The organism is Kitasatospora sp. NBC_01287 (genome assembly GCF_026340565.1).
Lineage (GTDB): Bacteria > Actinomycetota > Actinomycetes > Streptomycetales > Streptomycetaceae > Kitasatospora.
This window is the reverse complement of record NZ_JAPEPB010000001.1, coordinates 5882132-5901792: the sequence shown is the minus strand read 5'-3', so window position 1 is coordinate 5901792 and position 19661 is coordinate 5882132. Positions and strand designations below refer to the sequence as shown.

General features: G+C 73.1%; 18 protein-coding genes and 2 tRNA genes. 12 read left to right on the top strand and 8 right to left on the bottom strand.

Annotation, left to right across the window (positions count from 1 at the left end; translation table 11 throughout):
- Positions 1–79: 79 nt before the first annotated feature.
- The 5 genes from OG455_RS25590 to OG455_RS25570 all read right to left on the bottom strand — a co-directional run bounded on the left by OG455_RS25590 (position 80) and on the right by OG455_RS25570 (position 7818).
- A complete protein-coding gene (locus tag OG455_RS25590; RefSeq protein WP_266297481.1) occupies positions 80–1090 on the bottom strand; it encodes a questin oxidase family protein in 1011 nt (336 codons plus the stop codon).
- A gap of 251 nt (positions 1091–1341) precedes the next feature.
- Complete coding sequence (locus OG455_RS25585; RefSeq protein WP_266297479.1) at positions 1342–3426, bottom strand: phosphocholine-specific phospholipase C; 2085 nt, start codon at positions 3424–3426, stop codon at positions 1342–1344.
- 231 nt (positions 3427–3657) lie between these two features.
- The gene (locus OG455_RS25580; RefSeq protein WP_266297477.1) at positions 3658–4296 is read right to left on the bottom strand and encodes a pentapeptide repeat-containing protein; all 639 of its coding nucleotides are present in this window, start codon (positions 4294–4296) and stop codon (positions 3658–3660) included.
- A gap of 141 nt (positions 4297–4437) precedes the next feature.
- A complete protein-coding gene (locus OG455_RS25575) occupies positions 4438–5625 on the bottom strand; it encodes a low temperature requirement protein A (protein ID WP_266297475.1) in 1188 nt (395 codons plus the stop codon).
- 462 nt (positions 5626–6087) lie between these two features.
- Complete coding sequence (locus OG455_RS25570; protein WP_266297473.1) at positions 6088–7818, bottom strand: ABC transporter family substrate-binding protein; 1731 nt, start codon at positions 7816–7818, stop codon at positions 6088–6090.
- Between the two features lie 440 nt (positions 7819–8258).
- Between OG455_RS25570 and OG455_RS25565 the strand changes: the two genes are divergently transcribed.
- The 8 genes from OG455_RS25565 to OG455_RS25530 all read left to right on the top strand — a co-directional run bounded on the left by OG455_RS25565 (position 8259) and on the right by OG455_RS25530 (position 15345).
- On the top strand, positions 8259–9239 hold the full coding sequence (locus OG455_RS25565) for an ABC transporter permease (protein ID WP_266297471.1): 981 nt from the start codon (positions 8259–8261) through the stop codon (positions 9237–9239).
- Between the two features lie 11 nt (positions 9240–9250).
- Positions 9251–10237 carry an ABC transporter permease gene (locus tag OG455_RS25560; RefSeq protein WP_266300953.1) on the top strand — a complete coding sequence of 329 codons (987 nt, stop codon included), beginning with the start codon at positions 9251–9253 and terminating at the stop codon, positions 10235–10237.
- Positions 10237–12342 carry an ABC transporter ATP-binding protein gene (locus OG455_RS25555; protein WP_266297468.1) on the top strand — a complete coding sequence of 702 codons (2106 nt, stop codon included), beginning with the start codon at positions 10237–10239 and terminating at the stop codon, positions 12340–12342. Before OG455_RS25560 ends, OG455_RS25555 begins: the two co-directional genes overlap by 1 nt.
- A 144-nt stretch (positions 12343–12486) precedes the next feature.
- Positions 12487–13437, top strand: coding sequence for an MFS transporter (locus OG455_RS25550; protein WP_266297466.1), 951 nt, complete (start codon positions 12487–12489; stop codon positions 13435–13437).
- Positions 13424–14083 carry a Rieske (2Fe-2S) protein gene (locus tag OG455_RS25545; RefSeq protein ID WP_266297465.1) on the top strand — a complete coding sequence of 220 codons (660 nt, stop codon included), beginning with the start codon at positions 13424–13426 and terminating at the stop codon, positions 14081–14083. The genes OG455_RS25550 and OG455_RS25545 overlap by 14 nt, the downstream gene beginning before the upstream one ends.
- Positions 14080–14514, top strand: a complete 435-nt coding sequence (locus OG455_RS25540; protein ID WP_266297464.1) for a hypothetical protein — start codon at positions 14080–14082, stop codon at positions 14512–14514. The genes OG455_RS25545 and OG455_RS25540 overlap by 4 nt, the downstream gene beginning before the upstream one ends.
- Positions 14515–14583: 69 nt before the next feature.
- Positions 14584–14657, top strand: a tRNA-Lys gene (locus tag OG455_RS25535).
- Positions 14658–14778: 121 nt separating this feature from the next.
- A complete protein-coding gene (locus OG455_RS25530; RefSeq protein WP_266297462.1) occupies positions 14779–15345 on the top strand; it encodes a DJ-1/PfpI family protein in 567 nt (188 codons plus the stop codon).
- A 59-nt stretch (positions 15346–15404) separates the two neighbouring features.
- On the opposite strand, the gene OG455_RS25525 is transcribed toward OG455_RS25530, so the two are convergent.
- Positions 15405–15812, bottom strand: a complete 408-nt coding sequence (locus OG455_RS25525) for a VOC family protein (protein WP_266297460.1) — start codon at positions 15810–15812, stop codon at positions 15405–15407.
- Between the two features lie 65 nt (positions 15813–15877).
- On the opposite strand from OG455_RS25525, the gene OG455_RS25520 reads away from it, so the two are divergent.
- The 3 genes from OG455_RS25520 (at position 15878) to OG455_RS25510 (ending at position 18436) form a co-directional block, all read left to right on the top strand.
- Entirely contained in the window at positions 15878–16321 is a 444-nt protein-coding gene (locus OG455_RS25520; protein ID WP_266297458.1) for a MarR family winged helix-turn-helix transcriptional regulator, read from the top strand.
- A gap of 70 nt (positions 16322–16391) precedes the next feature.
- Positions 16392–16465 (top strand) — tRNA-Lys (locus OG455_RS25515).
- 309 nt (positions 16466–16774) lie between these two features.
- Positions 16775–18436 (top strand): MFS transporter, encoded by a 1662-nt coding sequence (locus OG455_RS25510; RefSeq protein ID WP_266297456.1) that lies wholly within the window; start codon positions 16775–16777, stop codon positions 18434–18436.
- A gap of 76 nt (positions 18437–18512) precedes the next feature.
- Here the strand turns inward: OG455_RS25510 and OG455_RS25505 are convergent, their stop codons facing one another.
- Entirely contained in the window at positions 18513–18917 is a 405-nt protein-coding gene (locus tag OG455_RS25505; RefSeq protein ID WP_266297454.1) for a hypothetical protein, read from the bottom strand.
- On the opposite strand from OG455_RS25505, the gene OG455_RS25500 reads away from it, so the two are divergent.
- Positions 18897–19193 carry a hypothetical protein gene (locus OG455_RS25500; protein WP_266297452.1) on the top strand — a complete coding sequence of 99 codons (297 nt, stop codon included), beginning with the start codon at positions 18897–18899 and terminating at the stop codon, positions 19191–19193. The genes OG455_RS25505 and OG455_RS25500 overlap by 21 nt on opposite strands.
- An 11-nt stretch (positions 19194–19204) precedes the next feature.
- On the opposite strand, the gene OG455_RS25495 is transcribed toward OG455_RS25500, so the two are convergent.
- Positions 19205–19609, bottom strand: a complete 405-nt coding sequence (locus OG455_RS25495) for a VOC family protein (protein WP_266297451.1) — start codon at positions 19607–19609, stop codon at positions 19205–19207.
- Between the last annotated feature and the right edge of the window lie 52 nt (positions 19610–19661).

The following is a 19661-nucleotide window of genomic DNA, read 5'->3' as shown; positions in this document are numbered from 1 at the left end:
AGCGGCAGCGGCGCCCGGCCCACCCGTCGGGCGCCGCTACCGCGGCCCGCCTTTCGGCCGCGCATCCGGACAACCCCACCTAGCGCAGCGGCTCGCTCAGCTCGATGGAGCGCAGCGCCGCCGCCAGGGCCGGCTCGTCGCCGACGTCCAGGGCGGTGTCGGTCAGCTTGATGACGTGTTCGTCACCGTGCGCCAGGGCCCGTTCGAAGACCTCCTCGGGGGTGACCGCGCCCGGCGGGAGGTAGGCGACCGGGGCGTCGGGCGCGTACATCGCGGTCACCGCCGCGGAGGCCGTCCAGGCGGCCCGCAGGCTCGGCACCCACAGGGCCCGCGGCAGCGCGGGCAGGGTGCGCAGGACGGCGTTGGGGGCGGTGGCCGCGTGGACCAGCATCGTCTCCTCGCCGTGGCCGTGGGTGGCGTAGCGGTGGGTGGCCGCCCGCACCAGCTCGGTGAGGCGGCGCTGCGCCTCGCCCGGGTCCGTTACCCCGGCCGCCCACACCGGCAGACCTCTGACCTGGCCGAGCCGGTCGGCGAAGCCGCCGTCCCGCCCCGCGATCGGCGGTGCCGCGTCGAGGGCGGCGGCGGCGCTGTCGGCGCCCGGCAGCGCGGCCAGGTCCGCGACGGTGCGGTGGCGGGCGGCCCAGTAGCCGAGGCCGTGGGCGAGTTCGGCCAGCCGGGGTCCGGTGCTCTCCCCGCTCAGCAGGGTGCGCGTGGCGTGGCCCACCCGGATCACCGGGTGCGTCGAGCCGCCGTACAGGCCGGGCAGCAGCCGGGGCCACCACCGTGCGAGCACCTCGCGCCAGGGGTGCTCGGCGAGTTCCCGCTCGAAGTGGTCGATCCAGTCGGCGGCCCGGCGTGGATCGCCCAGCGCGGCAGGCCAGTTGGCGTCCGTGACCGGCTCGACGCGACCGGGGAACTCCTCCAGCTTGCGGGTGTACAGCTCGAGCCAGCGGTGCACCGCGGATGCCTGCCCGTGAGCGGCGAGGGCCTCGACGGCCATCGGCGCGTGGTTGGTGAGCCGCCCGAACCGCTCGGGCCCGGAGCGGTGCAGCCGCTGAAGCGCTTCGTCGAGGGTGCCTGTCGTATCCATGATGAGGACGGTAGGCGGGGGCGGTACGACCGCGTAACAGGCTGAGGGCTTAGGACCAGGGCCTACGTCGCGACCCGGCGACGGCGCCCGTCACGCTGCAGGGCATCAGGTTCAGCTCGATGCGCAGCGTGGTCGCCGTCATCGCCCTGGTGCTGGCGCCCAAGCCGCCCCGCTGAGCCCCGACCACCCCGGCCGCCGGGCCGCCCGACCCCTCGCGGGGTGCGGGCGGCCCGCCCTGACGTCTCGTCAGTTCAGCCGGTGATGCTCGCCGCGCCGCTCTCCAGGTGCCCGGTGAAGCGCTGGGCGAAGCTGCTGTCCGAGCTCACCGTCACCGTGAAGTCGTACCAGCCGCTGTTGTAGGCGACGGCGTTGAAGTAGTCGCTCACGCTCTGGCCGGCCGCCACGGTGTAGGTCCAGGGGCCGTCGGTGCGGTAGTGGTTCGAGGTGATGGTGAACGTCACCGTACTGGTGCCGTTGTTGGCGAGTTTGAACCAGAGGGCGAGCTCGCCGGTGTCCGGCGCGGCGGCGTAGGAGGCGGTGACCAGGAGGGTCTTGCCCGCCTTGGTGGTGTCGCCCTGGAAGCGGCGCAGGAAGCGGTTGGGGCCCACCACGCTCAGGTCGTAGGGTCCGTTGCCGTAGCCGGAGCCGCAGTTGAAGAAGTCGCTGGTGCTGCCGCCCGGGTCGATCGTGTACTGCCACGGGCCGCCGCTGCGGAACGCGTTGGCGTAGGCGGCGAAGTGGGTGCTCTGGCTGCCGCCGTTGTCCATCTTCAGCCAGACCTTCATCACCGTGGAGCTGTCCAGCTCCAGGTGGTCCAGGTTGGCGTTCGGCTGGTAGGGCAGCGCGCGGGCCGGGCGGGTGCCGGACTCCTGGGCGGGCAGCGCGTTGTTGGTCGGCGAGGGGTTGGCCATCGGGCCACAGGTGGTCAGGCCGATCGTCTGCGAGGTGTCGGGCAGCGAGGGCAGCCCGTAGACGGGGTGCGCGAAGTCGAAGACGCCGGTCAGGTCACCGGCGACCTTGCGGCGCCAGGCGCTGATGTTGGCGCACTGGGCCGGCTTGCCGATGGCGGCCGTCCAGACCTCCAGGAAGCGCAGCACCGAGGTATGGTCGAAGACCTGGGAGTTGACCCAACCGCCGCGGCTCCAGGGGGAGATGGCGACCAGCGGGACCCGGAAACCCATGCCGATGTTGACCGAGCTGTAGAACTCGCCCGCGGTGCCGGCGGGCGCGACCGGCGGCGGCACGTGGTCGAAGAAGCCGTCGTTCTCGTCGTAGTTGAGCAGCAGGATGGTCGAGTTGAAGACGTTGGGGTCCGCGTTCAGCGCGTTGATCACCATGTTGACGAAGTGCGCGCCGTCCTCGGGGGTGGCGTACGGGTGCTCCGAGGACTGCTGGTCGGCGACGATCCAGGAGACCTGGGGCAGCGTGCCGGCCAGCACGTCGGCCTTGATCGCGGCCGCGATGTCGTCCGGCGTGCGGCCGGTGACCTTCGGCACCGAGCCCATGCCCTTGACCGCCAGGTCACTGCCGGCGGGGGCGCCCGCGAACTGCTTGAAGTAGGCCAGGGCGTTGTCGCCGAAGTTGTCGGCGGCGTTCTGGTAGACCTTCCAGCTGACGCCGGCGTTCTCCAGCGCCTCGGCGTAGGTCTGCCAGCTCAGGCCGGACTCGTCGCCGCCGTCGTAGGCCGGGCCGCCCGCCGTGCCGGTCGGGTCGATCATGCCGGACCAGTGGTAGGTGCGGTTCGGGCCGGTCGCGCTCAACACCGAGCAGTGGTAGGCGTCGCAGACGGTCCAGTTGTCGGCCAGCGCGTAGTGGAACGGGATGTCGGAGCGCTGCAGGTACCCCATCGTGCGCACGGTGCCCTTGGCGGCGACCCAGGAGTCCATCTTGCCGCTGTTCCACGCCTTGTGCTGATCGGACCAGGCGTGCGAAAGATCGCCATTGCACTGCGCGGTAGTCTCCGCGCTCGAACCGGCGCCCGTGTTGGCGGGGTTGAAGGCCCACGGGTACTGGCGGGCGGTGGCGCTGTTGGGCTGGTTGAAGACGCTGTAGCCGCCGGCGATCTGGATCGCGCTGCGGTCGGCGAAACCGCGCACGCCCCGCAGGGTGCCGAAGTAGTGGTCGAAGCTGCGGTTCTCCTGCATCAGGATCACGACGTGCTGGGCATCGGTGATGGTGCCCGTGCTGGTGAGCTTCGCGGTGCTCGCGACGGCCGGTGCACCGATCGCACCGGTAGCACCGACCGCGCCGGTCGCGCCGACCGTCCCGGCCACGGCGACGCCCGCCGCCGCGGTGGCGGATGCGGCCATGAACGTCCTGCGACTCAGCTCTGTCATCCGGATCGCCAAACCCTTCGGTCTCGCCGCCCCTGGCGGCTGCCGTCGCGCCGGCGGATGCCGAGCGCCCGAGGCCCTGTCCGCACGCTGGGTTGTTCATACAACGTGGGCCGCGCACATCGTGGCCCAGCGCGGCAGCAGGCGCTAGGGGCTTGCACCGAGGCTTGTCGGACTGTTCGCCCCCGGGTCAGCGAGCATCCGGCGGGTGAACGGCGGGCCGCCCGGCCGCCATCAGTCGCGCACCTGCACGCCCAGGGCCTGGGCGAACTGCGGGGCCAGCTCGATCAGCTGGGTGGCGGAGATGACCGCGCCGCGCAGCCCCTCGTGGCCGTCCGGCAGCCCCAGCCGGCTCGCCCCGCGCAGGTCCGTCCGAGCGAGCGTGGCACCGCCGAACCTGACCTCATCCAGCGAACTGCCCGGAAAGCTCACGCCGGTCAGCTTGGCGCCGCCGAAGTCCACGTCGCGCAGCTGGCAGTCCTCGAAGACCACGTCGCGCAGCACCGCCCCGCGCAGGTTCACCGACTCCAGCTTGCACTGACGCACCGTCATCCGTCGCAACTGCGCGCCGTACGCGGAGACCCCGGCGAAGAGGCCGCCCTGCACGGTGGTGTCCTGCCACTCGCTCTCCACCAGCTCGCTGGCCACCAGCCGGCAGCGCTCCCACCAGGTCTCGTTGAACCTGGCCTGCCGCAGCTTCGCCTCGCTGAAGGTGACGTCGGTGAACGCGCACTCCAGGAAGAGCGCGCCGCCGGCCTGCACCTGCTCCAGGTCGAGGCGCTCGAAGTGCGCGGTGTCGTAGCGCTCGTCGCGGCGCAGCGGGCCGGGGTGCGGCCGCAGCAGGTGGGCGTAGGGCTGGTCGGCGAGCGGCACAAGGGCTCCTCAACGGCTGGGCACAGGGGGGTCGGGGCATCCTCGCAGGCAGCACTGACAGCACGCGGCACCGGCAGCACGCGGCACCGACGGCGCGAGCATCGTGGGCAGCGCCCGACAGCGCGGGCGGCACCGGTGGCGCTACTCGCGGCTGTGCAGCCAGACCCCCACCGCGACCGTCCCGGCCCCGACCAGCCCGGCCGCGAGCACCCCCGACGCGCCGAGCGCGGTGCAGGCCAGCACCACCACCGCGGCGACCGGCAGCACCCACTGCGCGGCTCCGGTCTTGCTGTGCCGCGAGTGCAGCGCCCAGACGGTGACCAGGTACAGCGCGGCCGGCACGGTGACGGCCGCGGTCGCCGCTACGGCCGAGATGTGCGCGACGCCCACCGCGGACTCGACCGCGACCTCCAGCCCCGCGCCGATCGCGGCCGCCGAACCGAAGATCAGGTAGTGGCCGTAACCCCAGAGGAACGCCTGCCGGTTGGAGCGCAGGTGCTCGTGGATCGGTGCGGCGAAGTAGATCCACCAGGCGGCGAAGCAGAGCAGGATGCCGCCGATCGCGAGCGGCACCAGCGTGCCCAGCGCCTCGTGCTCGTCCACCGCGCTCTGCACCGCGACGGTGGCGGCCGAGACCGTCTCGCCGAGCACGATCAGGGTGAACAGCCCGTAGCGCTCGGCGATGTGGTGCGGGTGCCAGGGGCTCTGCGCCTGGCGCTCGGCGAAGGCCGGCACCGACAGCTCGGCGATCACCCCCAGCGGCATCACCCACACGATCGCCGCGCTCGGCAGCAGCAGCACCAGCACCCAGCCCAGTTGCACCAGCGCGATCCCGCCGGCGTAGCGGCGCGCCATCGTGCGGGCCGCGCCGCTCTCGCCGCGCGCGGCCCGCAGCCACTGGGTGACCTGAGCCAGGCGCATCACCACGTAGCCGAGCACGCCGAGGGTGAAGTCGCGGTCCTGGAAGAGCCGTGGGATCCCGGCCGCCAGGATCAGCGCACCGGTGATCTGCACCAGCGTGGTGACCCGGTACGGCACGTCGTCGCAGTCGTAGGCGGAGGCGAACCAGGTGAAGTTCATCCACGCCCACCAGACCGCGAAGAACGCGAACAGGTAGCCGACCAGCGCGACCCGCAGGTGCCCCTCGCCGAGCGCGATGGCCAGCTGCCGCCCGGCCTGGGCGACGGCGACCACGAAGCAGAGGTCGAAGAAGAGTTCCAGCGAGGTCGCCGTGCGGTGCGCCTCGCTCCGGCTGCGCGGCACCATCCGCCGCACCACGGGGTCGGCGCCGCCTGCGGCCGGGTCGACGGCTTCGGGTCCTGCGGTCATCGTGGCGTCTCTCCCTGCGTGTTCGGCGCGCCGGCTCTTCGGCGCGCCGGCCGCCGACGGGACCCGATGCCCCGCCGGGCCGATCGTCGCAGCCGCCGGTGGTCGGCGCACGCACCGCGACGGCACGCCACGGCACGGGGTCACCTGGGCCGCGCAACCGACCGCTCGGCCGCGCCCGCGCGGTCAAGGAGAGTTGACGAAGCAGTGCGCGAACCGGGTGACAGCGTTCCAGGCGGCACGCGGGCTTGGGGTGTCGCGGGGTGCCATCGCCCCGAATGTCCGGATAGATTCCCTCCCAGTGGAACGGCGAGAGAGGCGTCCTGCGGGCAACGCGGAAGGTCAAGGCCGGCGCGGCTCCGGAGGGGGAGGAAACACCCCCGGTCCGGCGCCGCCCCGGCCTCGTGATCACCGCGCTGCCCGACAGCGCGCCGTCTCAGCGTGCCTCCTGACGTCTCGCCAGGACTACTTCTGCCAGCCCACCTTGGTGTAGTCGAAGTCCGCCAGTCCGGAGGCGCCGTAGTTGGCCAACCCCTTGCGGTAGGCGCCCACCGTCGGGCGCTGGTAGATCTCCAGGGTGTGGCCGAGCTCCCAGATCTTGGCGTCCGCCTGGTTGTAGAGCTTGGCGGCGGCCGTCGGGTCGAGCGTCGAGGCCGCCTGCTTCAGCAGGCTGTCGATCTCCGGGGTGCTCAGCTTCGAGTAGTTCTCGTAGACGTTGTCACCGCTGGGCTGCTGGTAGAACGGGATGACCAGCGAGGGCGGGAAGGACCCGGTGTTGCGCCAGGTCGCCAGGTCGAACTTGCCGACGTTGATGTACTTCTCGTCCAGGTCGTTGTCCGGCACCTTGTCGACGTCCAGCTTCACGCCGACCTGGCCGAGCATGTTCTGCACGGCACTGGCCATGTCGAGGGTCTGCTGCGAGGACCCCGCCGCGACGATGAAGTGCAGCTCCAGCGCTTGGCCGTCCTTGGTGCGCGGCTTGCCCGCCCCCGCGTCCTGCCAGCCCGCCTTGGTGAGCAGCTGCTCGGCCGCCGCCGGGTCGAACTTGCCCCACTCGCCGGAGTTGTCCTGGTAGCCGGCCTGGTTGGTCATGAAGATGTGGTTGTTCAGCTCCGGGAAGGTGACCGGCACGCCCTGGCTCATCACCTTGATCAGCGAGGTGCGGTCGATCGCCTTGCCCAGCGCCTGGCGCACGCTCTGGTCGGCCAGCGCGCCGTTGGAGCCGAAGGAGATGTGCACCTCGTCCCACGGGCCGGCGGTGCGGATCACCGCGTCCTTGTCGGCCTTCAGCTGGCTGTAGGCGTCGGCGCGACCCGCGCTGGCGTAGTCGATCTCGTTGTTCAGGAACGCCTGGGTGACCGCGGACTGGGAGAGCACCCGGTAGGTGAACTTGTCCAGCACCGGCTTGTCGCCCCACCAGTTGGGGTCCGGCACGACGGTGATGGTCTGCGCCGACTTGTCCTGCGCGCCCAGCTTGAAGGCCCCACCGGTGATCGGGATCTGGTCGATCCAGCCCTTGTTGAACTGGTCCGGCGTGGAGATCCCGGCGGCCGGCAGCAGCGGGTAGAAGAGGCTCTGCCAGTCGGCGTACGGGGTCGAGAAGGTGACCTTGACCTGGCTCGGGTCGTCGCCCTGCGAGACGTCGCTGATCTGGTTGTAGCCGTTGGTGCTGGCCGCGTTGAAGGCCGGGTTGCTGCCGTTGTCCGCCTGCCAGACCGCCTTGAAGTCCAGGTAGCCGAGCGGCTTGCCGTCCGACCAGTGCGCCTTGGGGTTGAGCTTGTAGAGCACCACCTGCGGCGAGGTGGAGACCACCGTCGCGGACTGCAGGAAGTCGGGGACCGGCTGGAACTTGCCACTGGCGTCGATCCGGAAGAGCAGCGGCTCGACCATCTTCATGATCTCCACCGAGTCGCCGTAGGTGCCGTCCACCTGCAGCGGGTTCCACTGGTCGATCCACTGCTCCAACCAACCGCGCAGCTCGCCGCCCTGCTTGAGGGCACTCACCGGCTGCGCGTTGATGTCGGAGGCGCTGAGCTGGGGCACCGCGCTCTGCGGCGCGGCGCCGCCCGACTTCGAGGAGCCGGAGCTGCAGCCGGTGATCACCATCGCGAGCGCGGTGGCCACGACCAGCGAGCGGGCGGCCCGCGCTCTCGTGGCGTGGGGACGGGTGCGGCCGCGCCGCGTGGTGGCATCCATGGAGGGTTCCTCCTCAGGAGTGGGGTGGGATCCGATCGGTGGTACCGAGCGGTGGTGTCCGAGCGGTTGGTGAGGTGCCACGGTACGGAGCACTTCTCGCCCGTCAGGTGTGACGGGACTTGAACGTGGGCAGCCAAGTGGGTAGCCAGCCAGCAGAACGTAACAGCCGATCAGCCACCCGACCAGAGGCTCGTGCTCACTCCTGATCGAATCGCAACAGGCGGCAATGTCGCCGAAACACCTTGTCCGCAACCGACTGCAACACTCTGACCTGCTGCTTCGCCGACCCGGTGGAAGTGGCGCCGCGCGTGGTCTTGACCGGCCGAACAGCCGGTCCGAGAATTCCGCTGCGCGAAGCTGCTCCGAACACCCATCGAGCGAAGGCAATTGGTCATGACTATCGGGAGTCGCAGCTCCCGGCCGGCTCTCCGGAGCCGCTGATGCTGCGCTATCTGGCGAAGCGTTTCGCCTACTACGTCGTCCTCCTGATCGTCTCGGTCTTCCTCGCCTACGCGCTCTCCAGCGCGGCGCTGAACCCGCGGTCGTACTTCGAGAACAAGACGCCGCGCCCGGCCGCCGCCGCGGTGGACCGGCAGTTGACCGCGCTCGGCATCAACGACCACACGCCCGTGGTGGTGCGCTTCGGGCACTGGGCGGACGGGCTGCTGCACGGCGACCTCGGCCAGAGCATCCACAACACCTCGGTCAACGCCGACTTCGGCCGCCGGCTCTGGGTCTCGCTGCGGCTGCTGGTGGTCGGCAGCCTGCTCGGCACCGTGCTCGGGGTGGCCGCCGGCGCCTGGGGCGCGGTGCGCCAGTACCGCTTCTCGGACCGGGCGTTGACCGTCCTGTCGTTCGTGGTGCTCTCCTCCCCGGTCTTCCTGATCGCGCTCTTCCTGAAGAACGGCGCGATCGCCGTCAACCTGGCCTCCGGACACCAGTTGATCAACTTCACCGGCTACGAGACCCCCGGGCTCGCGGGCGGGCTCGGCGCGCACCTGGTCGACTGGGGCGTCCACCTGCTGCTGCCCACGCTCTCGCTGGCGCTCACCGGGATCGCCACCTACAGCCGCTACCAGCGCTCCACCATGCTGGACGTGCTCGGCTCGGACTACCTGCGCACCGCCGAGGCCAAGGGTCTGACCCGCCGCCAGGCGCTGCTCAAGCACGGGTTGCGCACCGCGGTGATCCCGATGTCGACCCTCTTCGCCTACAACATCCTGAGCGTCTTCACCGGCGCCACCTTCACCGAGGTGATCTTCGGCTGGCACGGGATGGGCGAGTGGTTCATCAGCTCGCTCTTCGAGAACGACGTCAACGCGGTGGTCGCGGTCAACCTCTTCACCGCCGTGACCATCCTGGCCTCCGGCTTCCTGGCCGACACACTGCACGCCGCGCTCGACCCCCGGGTGCGTGCGTGATGGGGGACGCCGTGGTGACCGCGGTCGCACAGGACCAGCCGCCGGCGGCGGCACCCGTGGCAGCACCGGCGAGCCGGGGCCGGCTGGTGCTCAACCGCCTGCTCGGCGCGCCGGGCGCGCTGGCGGGCCTGGCCATCGTCGTGCTGCTCTTCCTGCTGGCCTTCGTCGGCCCCTACCTGACGCACTGGCACTACACCGACATCGACTACTCGGCGCTGCGCGAACCCCCGTCCAGCACCCACTGGTTCGGCACCGGCAGCCTGGGCCAGGACGTCTACGCGCAGACCCTGCGCGGGCTGCAGAAGTCGCTGATCATCGGGCTGCTGGTGGCGCTGCTCTCCACCGTGGCGGCCGGACTGGTCGGCTCCTGCGCGGGCTACTTCGGCGGCTGGGCCGACCGGCTGCTGATGTTCTTCGTCGACCTGATGCTGGTCTTCCCCAGCTTCCTGGTCATCGCGATCGTCTCGCCCCGGCTGCAGAGCGGCGGCTGGGTCGCCTTCGTGGTGCTGCTGGCCGCCTTCAACTGGATGATCACCGCGCGGGTGGTCCGCTCGATGACCATCTCGCTGAAGGAGCGCGAATTCGTGCGCGCCGCGCAGTTCATGGGGGTGCGGCCGCTGCGGATCATCTGGCGCCACATCCTGCCGAACGCCGCCTCCTACCTGATCGTGGACGCCACCATCGCGGTCGGCTCGGCCGTGATGAGCGAGACCGCGCTCTCCTACTTCGGCTTCGGCGTGAAAGCCCCCGACGTCTCGCTCGGCACCCTGATCGCCGACGGCACCGAGGCGGCGCCCACCTACCCCTGGATGTTCTACTTCGCGGCCGGGCTGCTGGTGCTCTTCGTGCTGGCCGTCAACCTGATCGGCGACGGGCTGCGCGACGCGCTCGACCCGACGGCGGAGGCCGGGCGGCGACGCCCGGCCCGGCGGCTCGGCTCTGCCCGGCGGCTCGGCGCTGCCCCGCGGCTCGGCAAGTCCACTGAAGGTAAGGCCTGATGACCACCGTCGCTTCCCCCGTCGCTTCCCCCCTGCTCGCCGTCCGCGACCTGCGGGTCGACTTCGGCGGCGCCCGCCGGCGCCCGGCCACCACCGCCGTGCGCGGCGTCGACCTCACCCTGGAGCGCGGCGAGACCCTGGGCATCGTCGGCGAGTCCGGCTCCGGCAAGTCCGTCACCGCCCTGGCGATCCTCGGCCTGCTGCCCGGCACCGCCACCGTGCGCGGCTCGGTCGCGCTGGAGGGGCGTGAGCTGGTCGGCCTGCCGAGCGGCGAACTGGCCAGGATCCGCGGCCGCCGGATCGCGATGGTCTTCCAGGACCCGCTCTCCGCCTTCACCCCCGTCTACCGGATCGGCGACCAGATCGCCGAGGCGGTGCGGGTGCACCAGAAGACCGACAAGGCGGCCGCCCGGCGCCGGGCCGCCGAACTGCTCGACCTGGTCGGCATCCCGGACCCGCGGCGGGCGCTCGACAGCTTCCCGCATGAGTTCTCCGGCGGCATGCGCCAGCGCGCGATGATCGCGATGGCCGTCGCCAACAACCCCGACATCCTGCTCGCCGACGAGCCCACCACCGCCCTGGACGTCACCATCCAGGCCCAGGTGCTGGACGTGCTGCGCACCGCCCAGCGCGAGACCGGCGCGGCACTGGTGCTGGTCAGCCACGACCTGGGCGTGATCGCGCAGATGGCCGACCGGGTCGCGGTGATGTACGCGGGCCGGGTGGTCGAGACCGCCCTCGTGGACGACCTCTTCACCGCGCCGCACCACCCCTACACCCTGGGCCTGATCGGCGCCGTGCCCCGACTCGACCGCACCGGCGGCCCGCTGGTGCCGATCCCCGGCAGCCCGCCGGCGCTCAACGCGCTGCCCGCGGGCTGCCCGTTCGCGGCACGCTGCCCGCTGGTGGAGGACGCCTGCCGGACCACCGAACCCGCGCTCGCCGGCCCCGCGGAGCACCAGGCGGCCTGCCTGCGCGCGGCCCACCTGGCCACCGACCGCCCCTCCCCCGCCGACATCTACCCGGTGCCCGAACTCCCCCCTCTCCTTCCCCCTTCCGACCGCTCCACCCTCGCCCCCGTCCTGACCATCACCGACCTCCGCAAGACCTTCCCCGTCCTCAAGGGCAGCGTCTTCAAGCGCAAGGTCGGCGAGGTCTACGCGGTCGACGGCGTCTCGCTGGACATCCGGCGCGGCGAAACCCTGGGCCTGGTCGGCGAGTCGGGCTCGGGCAAGTCGACCACGCTCTTCGAGATCCTCGGCCTCGCCAAGCCGGAGGCGGGCCGGATCGAGCTGCTGGACCAGGACACCGCCACCCTCACCCGCGAGGCGCGCCACCGCCTGCGCTCGCGGCTCCAGATCGTCTTCCAGGACCCGATGGCCTCCCTCGACCCCCGGATGCCGATCAGCGACATCATCGCCGAACCCCTGCAGGCCCTGGGCACCGAGCGCGCCACCATCGCCGCCCGCGTCCCCGCCCTGCTCGCCCAGGTCGGCCTGGACCCCACCCACGCCTCCCGCTACCCGCACGAGTTCTCCGGCGGCCAGCGCCAACGCATCTCCATAGCAAGGGCGTTGGTCGTCTCCCCGGAACTCCTGGTGCTCGACGAGCCGGTCTCCGCCCTCGACGTCTCCATCCAGGCCGGCGTCCTCAACCTGCTCCAGGAGCTCAAGTCCTCGCTGGGCCTGGCCTACCTCTTCGTCTCCCACGACCTCTCGGTGATCCGCCACCTCGCCGACCGGGTCAGCGTGATGTACCTGGGCCGCACCGTCGAACACGGCACCGCCACCGCCGTCTTCACCGCCCCCCGCCACCCCTACACCCGCGCCCTGCTCTCCGCCGTCCCCCTGCCCGACCCCGCCGCCGAACGCACCCGCACCCGCCTGCTCCTCCCCGGCGACCCCCCGTCCCCGACGTCCCGCCCGACGGGCTGCGCCTTCCGCCCCCGCTGCCCCGTCTACGCCACCCTCGACGCGTCACGTCAGACGCTCTGCGAGACCGCACCCCCCGCCCTCACGGAGGCCGCACCCGGGGTGGACCACGGAGCGGCCTGCCACTACCCGGCGGCCGGGGAGTGGTCAACCGGGAGCGCCGCTCCCCTCTGATGCCGACCCGACTGACACCCCGTCATCCGCGCTCACCCGGACGCCCGCTCCGGCAGGCGGCCGCGGTGGGAGCCGCCTAGCCTGCCAGGCAGTGCCGGGAGCAGCAGCGCGGCAGCCGTCCGTCCCGCCCGTGGAGGTCCCCAGGTGGCCGTGTCCGAGCAGGAGCCCGCCGCGTACGAGGAGTGGGATCCACGGCCCCGGCCGTCGTGGGCCGAGCCGGAACTGCCACCCCGCACCACCACCCAGCGGCCGGTCCTGGTGGCCACGCTGGCCACCCTCTTCCTGGTGCTGGCGATCGTGGCGGGCAGCCGGGGGCTGCGCGACCTCGACGCGGCGCAGGTGCCGTACGCGGCGGTCACCGTCCTGCTGGGCTTCGGCCTCGCCCACCGCTACACCCTCTGGATGAGCTCCCCGGCCACCCGCCGCTACCTCCGGCTCAGCCGCCGCACCGTGGCCGCGCGCCCCGGCCCCACCGCCGTGCCGCGCGCGCTCCCCCGGCTGGCGCTGGGCCACCTGGGCCTGCGCAGGCTCCCCGGCGCGCGCTCGCGCGGCCAGCGCGTGGCGCGCCAACTGCTGGGCTGGGGCTGCCTGCTGGCCGCGCTGATCGCACTGCCGCTGAGCTGGGGGTGGTTCACCTGCGCGGCGGTCGGCAACCCGGCCGGATCCGGGTACCAGCTGCGGCTCTGGGGCTACCGGCTGCTCGACTTCGACGCGGACGGACCGGTGGCCTGGTCGCTCTTCCACGGCCTGGACCTGGCGGCGCTGCTGGTGCTCGCGGGCGCCGGCTACCTGCTGCGGCTGCGGAACCGCGCCGGCGAGCGGCTCGGCGCCACGCGCTCCAGGTACGGGTCCAAGTCCGGGGACGGGTACGGGTACGGGCCGCTGCCGCTGCTCGCGCTGCTGACGGTCGCGGTGACCGGCCTGCTGCTGACCTTCTCCGCGCTCGCGCTGCACGGCGGCGGCTACCAGTTCCTGGCCGCGCTGCACCTGGCCTCGGTCGTCTTCACGCTGCTCTACCTGCCGTTCGGCTACCGCTGGCCGCAGCTGCTGAGCACCGCGCGCACGGGAGCGGAGCGGGCACGTGAGCGCTCCTGAGGACGAGCGGCGCGATCCGCTCGACGCCACCGCCGCCCCCGCTGGCACCGCCGCCCCCGACACCCCCGCTGCCGCCACCCCGGCCGGGACCAGCAGGCGCGACTACCTGCGCCTGGTCGCCACCGCCTCCGGCGGCCTGGCGGTCGGCGCAGCGGTGGTCGCCGCGGGGGTGCTGCCCCGCCACGGTGACGGCGGTGCCGATCCGCTCAAGGTCGCCGACCAGCTGGGCCCGGGTGACACCATCACCTTCGACTACCCGACCGCGAAGGACCGCGCCTTCGGGGTGCGGCTGGGCGACGGCACCCTGGCGGGCTACTCCGGCGTCTGCACCCATCTGGCCTGCGGGCTGCTCTGGCGCCCTGACCAGGGGATCGCCGGCGAGCTGCACTGCCCCTGCCACGGAGGCGCGTTCGACATCAGGACCGGCGCCGTGACGGCCGGGCCGCCGCCGCGCGGCCTGCCGAAGGTGGTGCTGGTGGAGGACCCGGCGGGCGCGATCTGGGCGATCGGCACCGCCCGGTCGGGCGAGAGCGAGGAGCAGGGCGTGTGCCGGGAGCTGCGCGACCGCGATCCCGAGCTGGCCCGGCAGGCCGGCTGCGACGGCCCGACCAGCGCGCCCTCCACCCCGGTCAAGGAGCAGACGTGACCCACGACGCCGCCGGAGCCGCGCCGGAACCACCCCCCGGCGGCTACCGGACCTACCCGCCCGACTACTGCACCGGCCTCGCCCCGGATGGCGGTCCGGACAGCGTCCCGGGGAGCAGCGCGGGCGGCCCGGACACGGACGGTGGCCCGGACCCGCTCGGCGGGCCGGCGCCCGGGCGGGTGGCACCGATCACCGCCCGCGTGGCGATCGCGCTGGCCGCGCTGACCGGGCAGCTCTGGGCCCTGACCGTGGGGACCAACGCGTGGCTCAGCGGCGACGGCCCCACCGCCTGGTGGGCGGCCGCCTTCTCGGCAGTGTCCTTCCTGGTCGTCGCGCTGCTCTGGTGGCGCGGCGCCGATCGCGACCGCCGACCACCCGGGCGGGCCGCACCACCAGGACGGGCCGCACCACCCGGCCCACCAGGCCTTTGACTCTGCGCTACCGGCCCATGACGATTCGGTGTTTCCCCGCGCGCCGTGTAATGTTCTCCGGGTCAGCAAGCGCCGCTAGCTCAGTTGGTTAGAGCAGCTGACTCTTAATCAGCGGGTCCGGGGTTCGAGTCCCTGGCGGCGCACCGACGGTCGAAGGCCTCTCGTTCGAAGTTCCGAGCGAGGGGCCTTCGGCGTTTCCGTGCTCGGCGCGATGGGGAGGTTGGCGGAGCCACGAACCACCGAGCCGTCGAAACGAGGCCACGCATGGCTGTGAAGGTGCTGCTCGTCACCGGGGACGCCGCCGAGTCGCTTGAGGTGCTCTACCCGTACCAGCGGCTGCGCGAGGAGGGCTACCAGGTCGACATCGCCGCGCCGAGCAAGAAGAAGCTGCGCTTCGTGGTGCACGACTTCGAGGACGGCTACGACACCTACACCGAGAAGCCGGGTTACAGCTGGCCCGCCGACCTGGCCTTCGCCGAGGTCGACCCGGCCGAGTACGCGGCGCTGGTGATCCCCGGCGGCCGCGCGCCCGAGTACCTGCGCAACGACCCCGAGGTGCAGCGGATCGTGCGGCACTTCTTCGAGGCGGAGAAGCCGGTGGCGCAGATCTGCCACGGCCCGCTGATCACCGGCGCGACCGGCTCGCTGGCCGGCCGCACCACCGCCGCCTACCCGGCGCTCGAACCGGACGTGCGGGCCGCGGGCGCGACCTACCAGGACGGCGAGGCCGTGGTGGACGGCGTCCTGGTCTCGGCCCGCGCGTGGCCGGACCACCCGGGCTGGCTGCGGGCGTTCATCGAGATCCTGCGGACGAAGGCACCGGCTGCCTGAGGCCGGCCGCCGACCGCACGGGGGCGCGCTCCGCACGGGCGCGCCCCGCCCGTCCCCGCTCAGTAGGACTGCAGCTCGATCAGGGTGCCCTCGGGATCGCGCAGGTGGGCCGAGCGCAGGCCCGGGCCCCACTCGGGGCGGTCGGCCGCCGACGCCGCCAGGGTGCCGCCGCGGGCCAGGCAGTGGGCGAGGGCCGCGTCCACGTCGGCGACCCGGGAGACCAGCATCACCGCGTCCTGGGCCGGCGGGGCGCTCGGCGGCAGCGCGCCGGCCCCGACCACGGCGGCCATCGCGGCCCGGTCGAAGAGCACCAGGACGCCCTGGTCGGCCACGTCCCAGTTCGCGTAGGGGCCGGACTCGTCCCCCTTCTGCCGTACCGCGCCGAGGAGTTCGGGCAGCACCGCGTCGTAGAAGCGGAAGCACTCGGCGAACCGGGTGACCAGCAGGCGGGGGTAGAGCGCGTCCATCGCGGCCTCCGGAGAGATTCAGTGGGTGAAGACCCACTATTGGTCGCCACCCTACAATCTGCGCCATGGACCCCGCACCCGCCCTGCCCCCGAGCCTGCTCGACCTGACCACCTACCTCCTCGCGCAGACCGGCCGCCGGGCGCGGGCCCGGCTCGCGGAGCGGCTGGCCGAGCGGGAGCTGCGGCTGTGGCACTACTCGATCCTGACCGCGCTCGCCGACTTCGGCCCGCACGTCCAGCGGGAGCTGGCCGAGCGGCTGGGCATCGACCCGAGCGACATCGTGCGCCTGCTGGACGAGCTGAGCCGCGCCGGTCTGGTCGAGCGGGCCCGCTCCGCCGCCGACCGCCGCCGGATCCAGGTCAGCCTCACCCCGGTCGGCCTGGCCGCGCTCACCGAACTGCGCGGCATCGCCGCCGCGGTCCAGGACGAGGTGCTCGCCCCGCTCGGCGCCACCGAGCGGGAGCAGCTGCACGGCATGCTGCTGCGGGTCCACGCCGCCCAGCGCTGAACGCGAGCGGCACTCCCGGCCGATTTCGGCACCGGGCCGCCGGTCGGGTAATGTTCTCCGCGTTGAACAGGCGCCGCTAGCTCAGTTGGTTAGAGCAGCTGACTCTTAATCAGCGGGTCCGGGGTTCGAGTCCCTGGCGGCGCACAACAGGGCACCAGCCCACCAAGGGCGCCCTCCTCCGGGAGGGCGCCCTTCGGCGTACCTCGCACGGCCAGCCACCCGAGGCAGCCGCACCCCGCACCCCGCACCCCGCACCCCGCACCCCGCACCGGGAACGGCGTGAACCGTCAGATCCGTTCCTCGCGTGTGACCTGACAACGGCTCGGGCACCCCTGGGCGACCACGCCGGGCGGCCGCTTGTGATGATCCTTGTGGTGATCCTTGGTGGACGAACACACCGACCGTCCACCCGGCCGACCTGAGACGCCCTCCGATGACGGGAGTACCAAAGCAGTGAGCGCTCCGCAGCAGGCAGCCGCGCCACCCGCCGGCCCGCCGCCCACAGGCCCGCAGCCCGGCGGCAGCGCCAGGCCCGGCCTCGCGGGAGTGCTGCCGCGGTGGCTGTCGCCGAGCCGCCCGGTCCGGGTCGCCGCGGCGGCCGCGCTGGTCCTCGGGGTGCTCTGGGCGCACTTCGTGGCCGGGGTCAGCGGCGACCTGGCCGCCCAGTGGGCCTGGGCGGACTTCGCGGCGCGCCACCCGGGTTCGGCCTACGACCTGGCCTGGTACGGCGGCATGCACCCGGCCTCCTACAGCGTGCTGACCCCGTGGCTGATGGCCCTGCTCGGGGTGCGCACGACCGCGGTGGCCGGCTGCGTCGTCTCGGCGGCGGTGCTGGCGCACCTGGTGGTCCGGGCGGGCGTGCGACGGCCGCTGCCGGTGGTGCTCTGGGGGGCCTTCGCGCTCTCCTGCAACGTGGCCGCCGGCCGGGTGACCTTCGCGCTCGGCATCATGTTCGGGCTGGCCGCGCTGCTGCCCATCGGGCCTGGACCGGCGGCCGGCCGGCGGCGGATCGCCTGGGCGGCCGGCTGCGCGCTGCTCGCCACCCTGGCCAGCCCGGTGGCCGGGCTCTTCGTCGAGGTGGCGGCGGCCGCGCTGCTGCTCACCGGCCGCCGCCGGATCGGCTGGGCGCTCGCCGGGCCACCGCCGGTGGTGGTGGTCGGCACGGCGCTGCTCTTCCCCGGTTCCGGCATCGATCCGATCTCCTGGCCCACCGCGCTGATCTGTGTCGGCTGCTCGGCCGTGGTGGCGCTGGTCAGCCCGCCGGCCTGGCGCACCCTGCGGCTGGGCTGCCTGGTCTACGCCGTCGGCTCCGTGCTGACCTGGGTGTTCCACACACCGATCGGCAGCAATGTGCAGCGGCTCGCGCTGATCTTCGGCAGCGTGCTGGTGCTGGCCGCGCTCTGCGCCGGGCGACCCGACTGGCGGCGGACCCCGGCGGCACTGGTCGCGGTCGCGATCACCGGGTACTGGACGGTCAGCGCGAACATCATCGGCATCCCCGTCCCGCCGCCCGCCCGGCAGGCCGACGCGCTGCTCGCCGAACTGCGCGGGCTGCACGCCGACCAGGCCAGGCTCGAAGCGGTCCCGATGCTCAACCACTGGGAGTCCTGGGGCCTGACCAAGGCGGCCGAGCTGGCCCGCGGCTGGAACCGGCAGGCCGACGTGCAGCGCAACCCGCTCTTCTACGACAACTCGCTCACCCCGGACAGCTACCACGACTGGCTGCGGCGCTGGGCGGTGGCCTACGTCGCCCTGCCGGCCGGCCCCACCGATGTGGCCGCCGACGCCGAGGCGGCGCTGATCCGCAGCGGCCAGGACTGGTTGCAGGAGGTGTGGCACGACGACAACTGGCGGCTGTTCAAGGTCTCCGACGCCGTCCCGCTCGCCGACCCGCCCGCCAACGTCGAGCACGCCGACGACGCCCAGCTGCGGCTCACCGTCAGCACGCCCGGCCCGGTCCTGCTGCGCATCCCGTGGTCGCCCTGGCTCACCGCGCACGGCCCGGCCGGGGCCTGCCTCAGCCAGGACGGCGACTGGACCAGGCTCACCGCGCCGGCCCCGGGCGAGTACCTGATCGACGCGCGGTACGGCTGGCCGCGCGGTACGCCCTGCTGAACCCGCGCGGTACGCCCTGCTGAACCGGGCGGCCGGCCCGGACGGAGCCTCGCGGACGACCCCGTCCGGGCGGGCCTCAGAGCTCCACGATCACGGTGCCCAGGTGCTGCCCGGCCATGGTTTCGAGCAGCGCGCGGGGGGCGTTCTCCAGCCCGGGGATCCGCGCGTGCGGGAACCCGACGGTGCCCGCGCGCTGCCAGGCACCGAACTTCTCCAGCCACTCCGCCTCGGCCCGCGGGTCGTCATCGGCGCTGTAGCCGCGCAGGGTGATCTTCTTCAGCAGCAGCTGGAAGGAGTCCAGCTCGACCGGCGCCGGCCGGCCGGTCCCGTGCGCGGCCAGCTGCCCCGAGAGCGCGCCGAGCAGCACGAAGCGGGCTCCCTGGCGGGCCACCGCGAGCGCGGCGGCGGCACCACGCAGGGGGCGGCGCCGACCGCGCCCCGGCTGCCCACCGGGCGGCGGGTGACCGCGATCAGCGCGCACTGCCTGCTGCACACCTTCCGGGGCGGCCCGACCGGCTGGCCCGCCGTCACCGGCCGGCTGACCGCGCGGCAGCTCGCCGCGCTGACCCCGGCCGCCGCCGCCCGGCCGGTGACGGCGGGCGAGGCCGACGGCGCCCTGCTCGCCGCGCTGCTCAGCCCGGACGCGCGCACGCTCTACGACTCCGTCTGCGGAGAGCTCGGCGCCCTGCCGGGCCTGCGCCGCATCGAGACGACGCCGATCCTGCGGACCGTCAAGCGCGCCGGAGCCGCCGACTGACGCTCCGGTGCTCAGCCGGCCGCCGGGGGCAGGTCCTGCGCCAGCTCCCAGACGTTGCCGTCGGGGTCGGCGAAGGAGACCGCGCGCAGGCCCCAAGGGCGGTCGATCGGGCCGTTGAGCACCGGTACGCCGAGCTCGGCCAGCCGGGCGGCGGCCGCGTCCGCGTCGTCCACCGCGATCGTGTAGAGGCAGCGCGAACCGAGCCCGGGGGCGGCCACCGGCAGCGGCGTGACCAGCTCGTGGGCCTCGGCGCCGCGCAGCAGGTTGACGACCGTGTGCTCGAACCTGAAGGCGGCCGAGTCCGCGTCCTGGTACATCGGGTCGAGCTCGAAGAGCGCGCGGTAGAACTCCCTGGCGCGCTCCAGATCCTCGACGAACAGGGTGATCGCGGTGACATCGTGCGGCAGCGCGGTCATACCGGGCCCCTTCCTGGGCAGGCGCGCGGCGATCGGCGCCGCACGGCTGCAC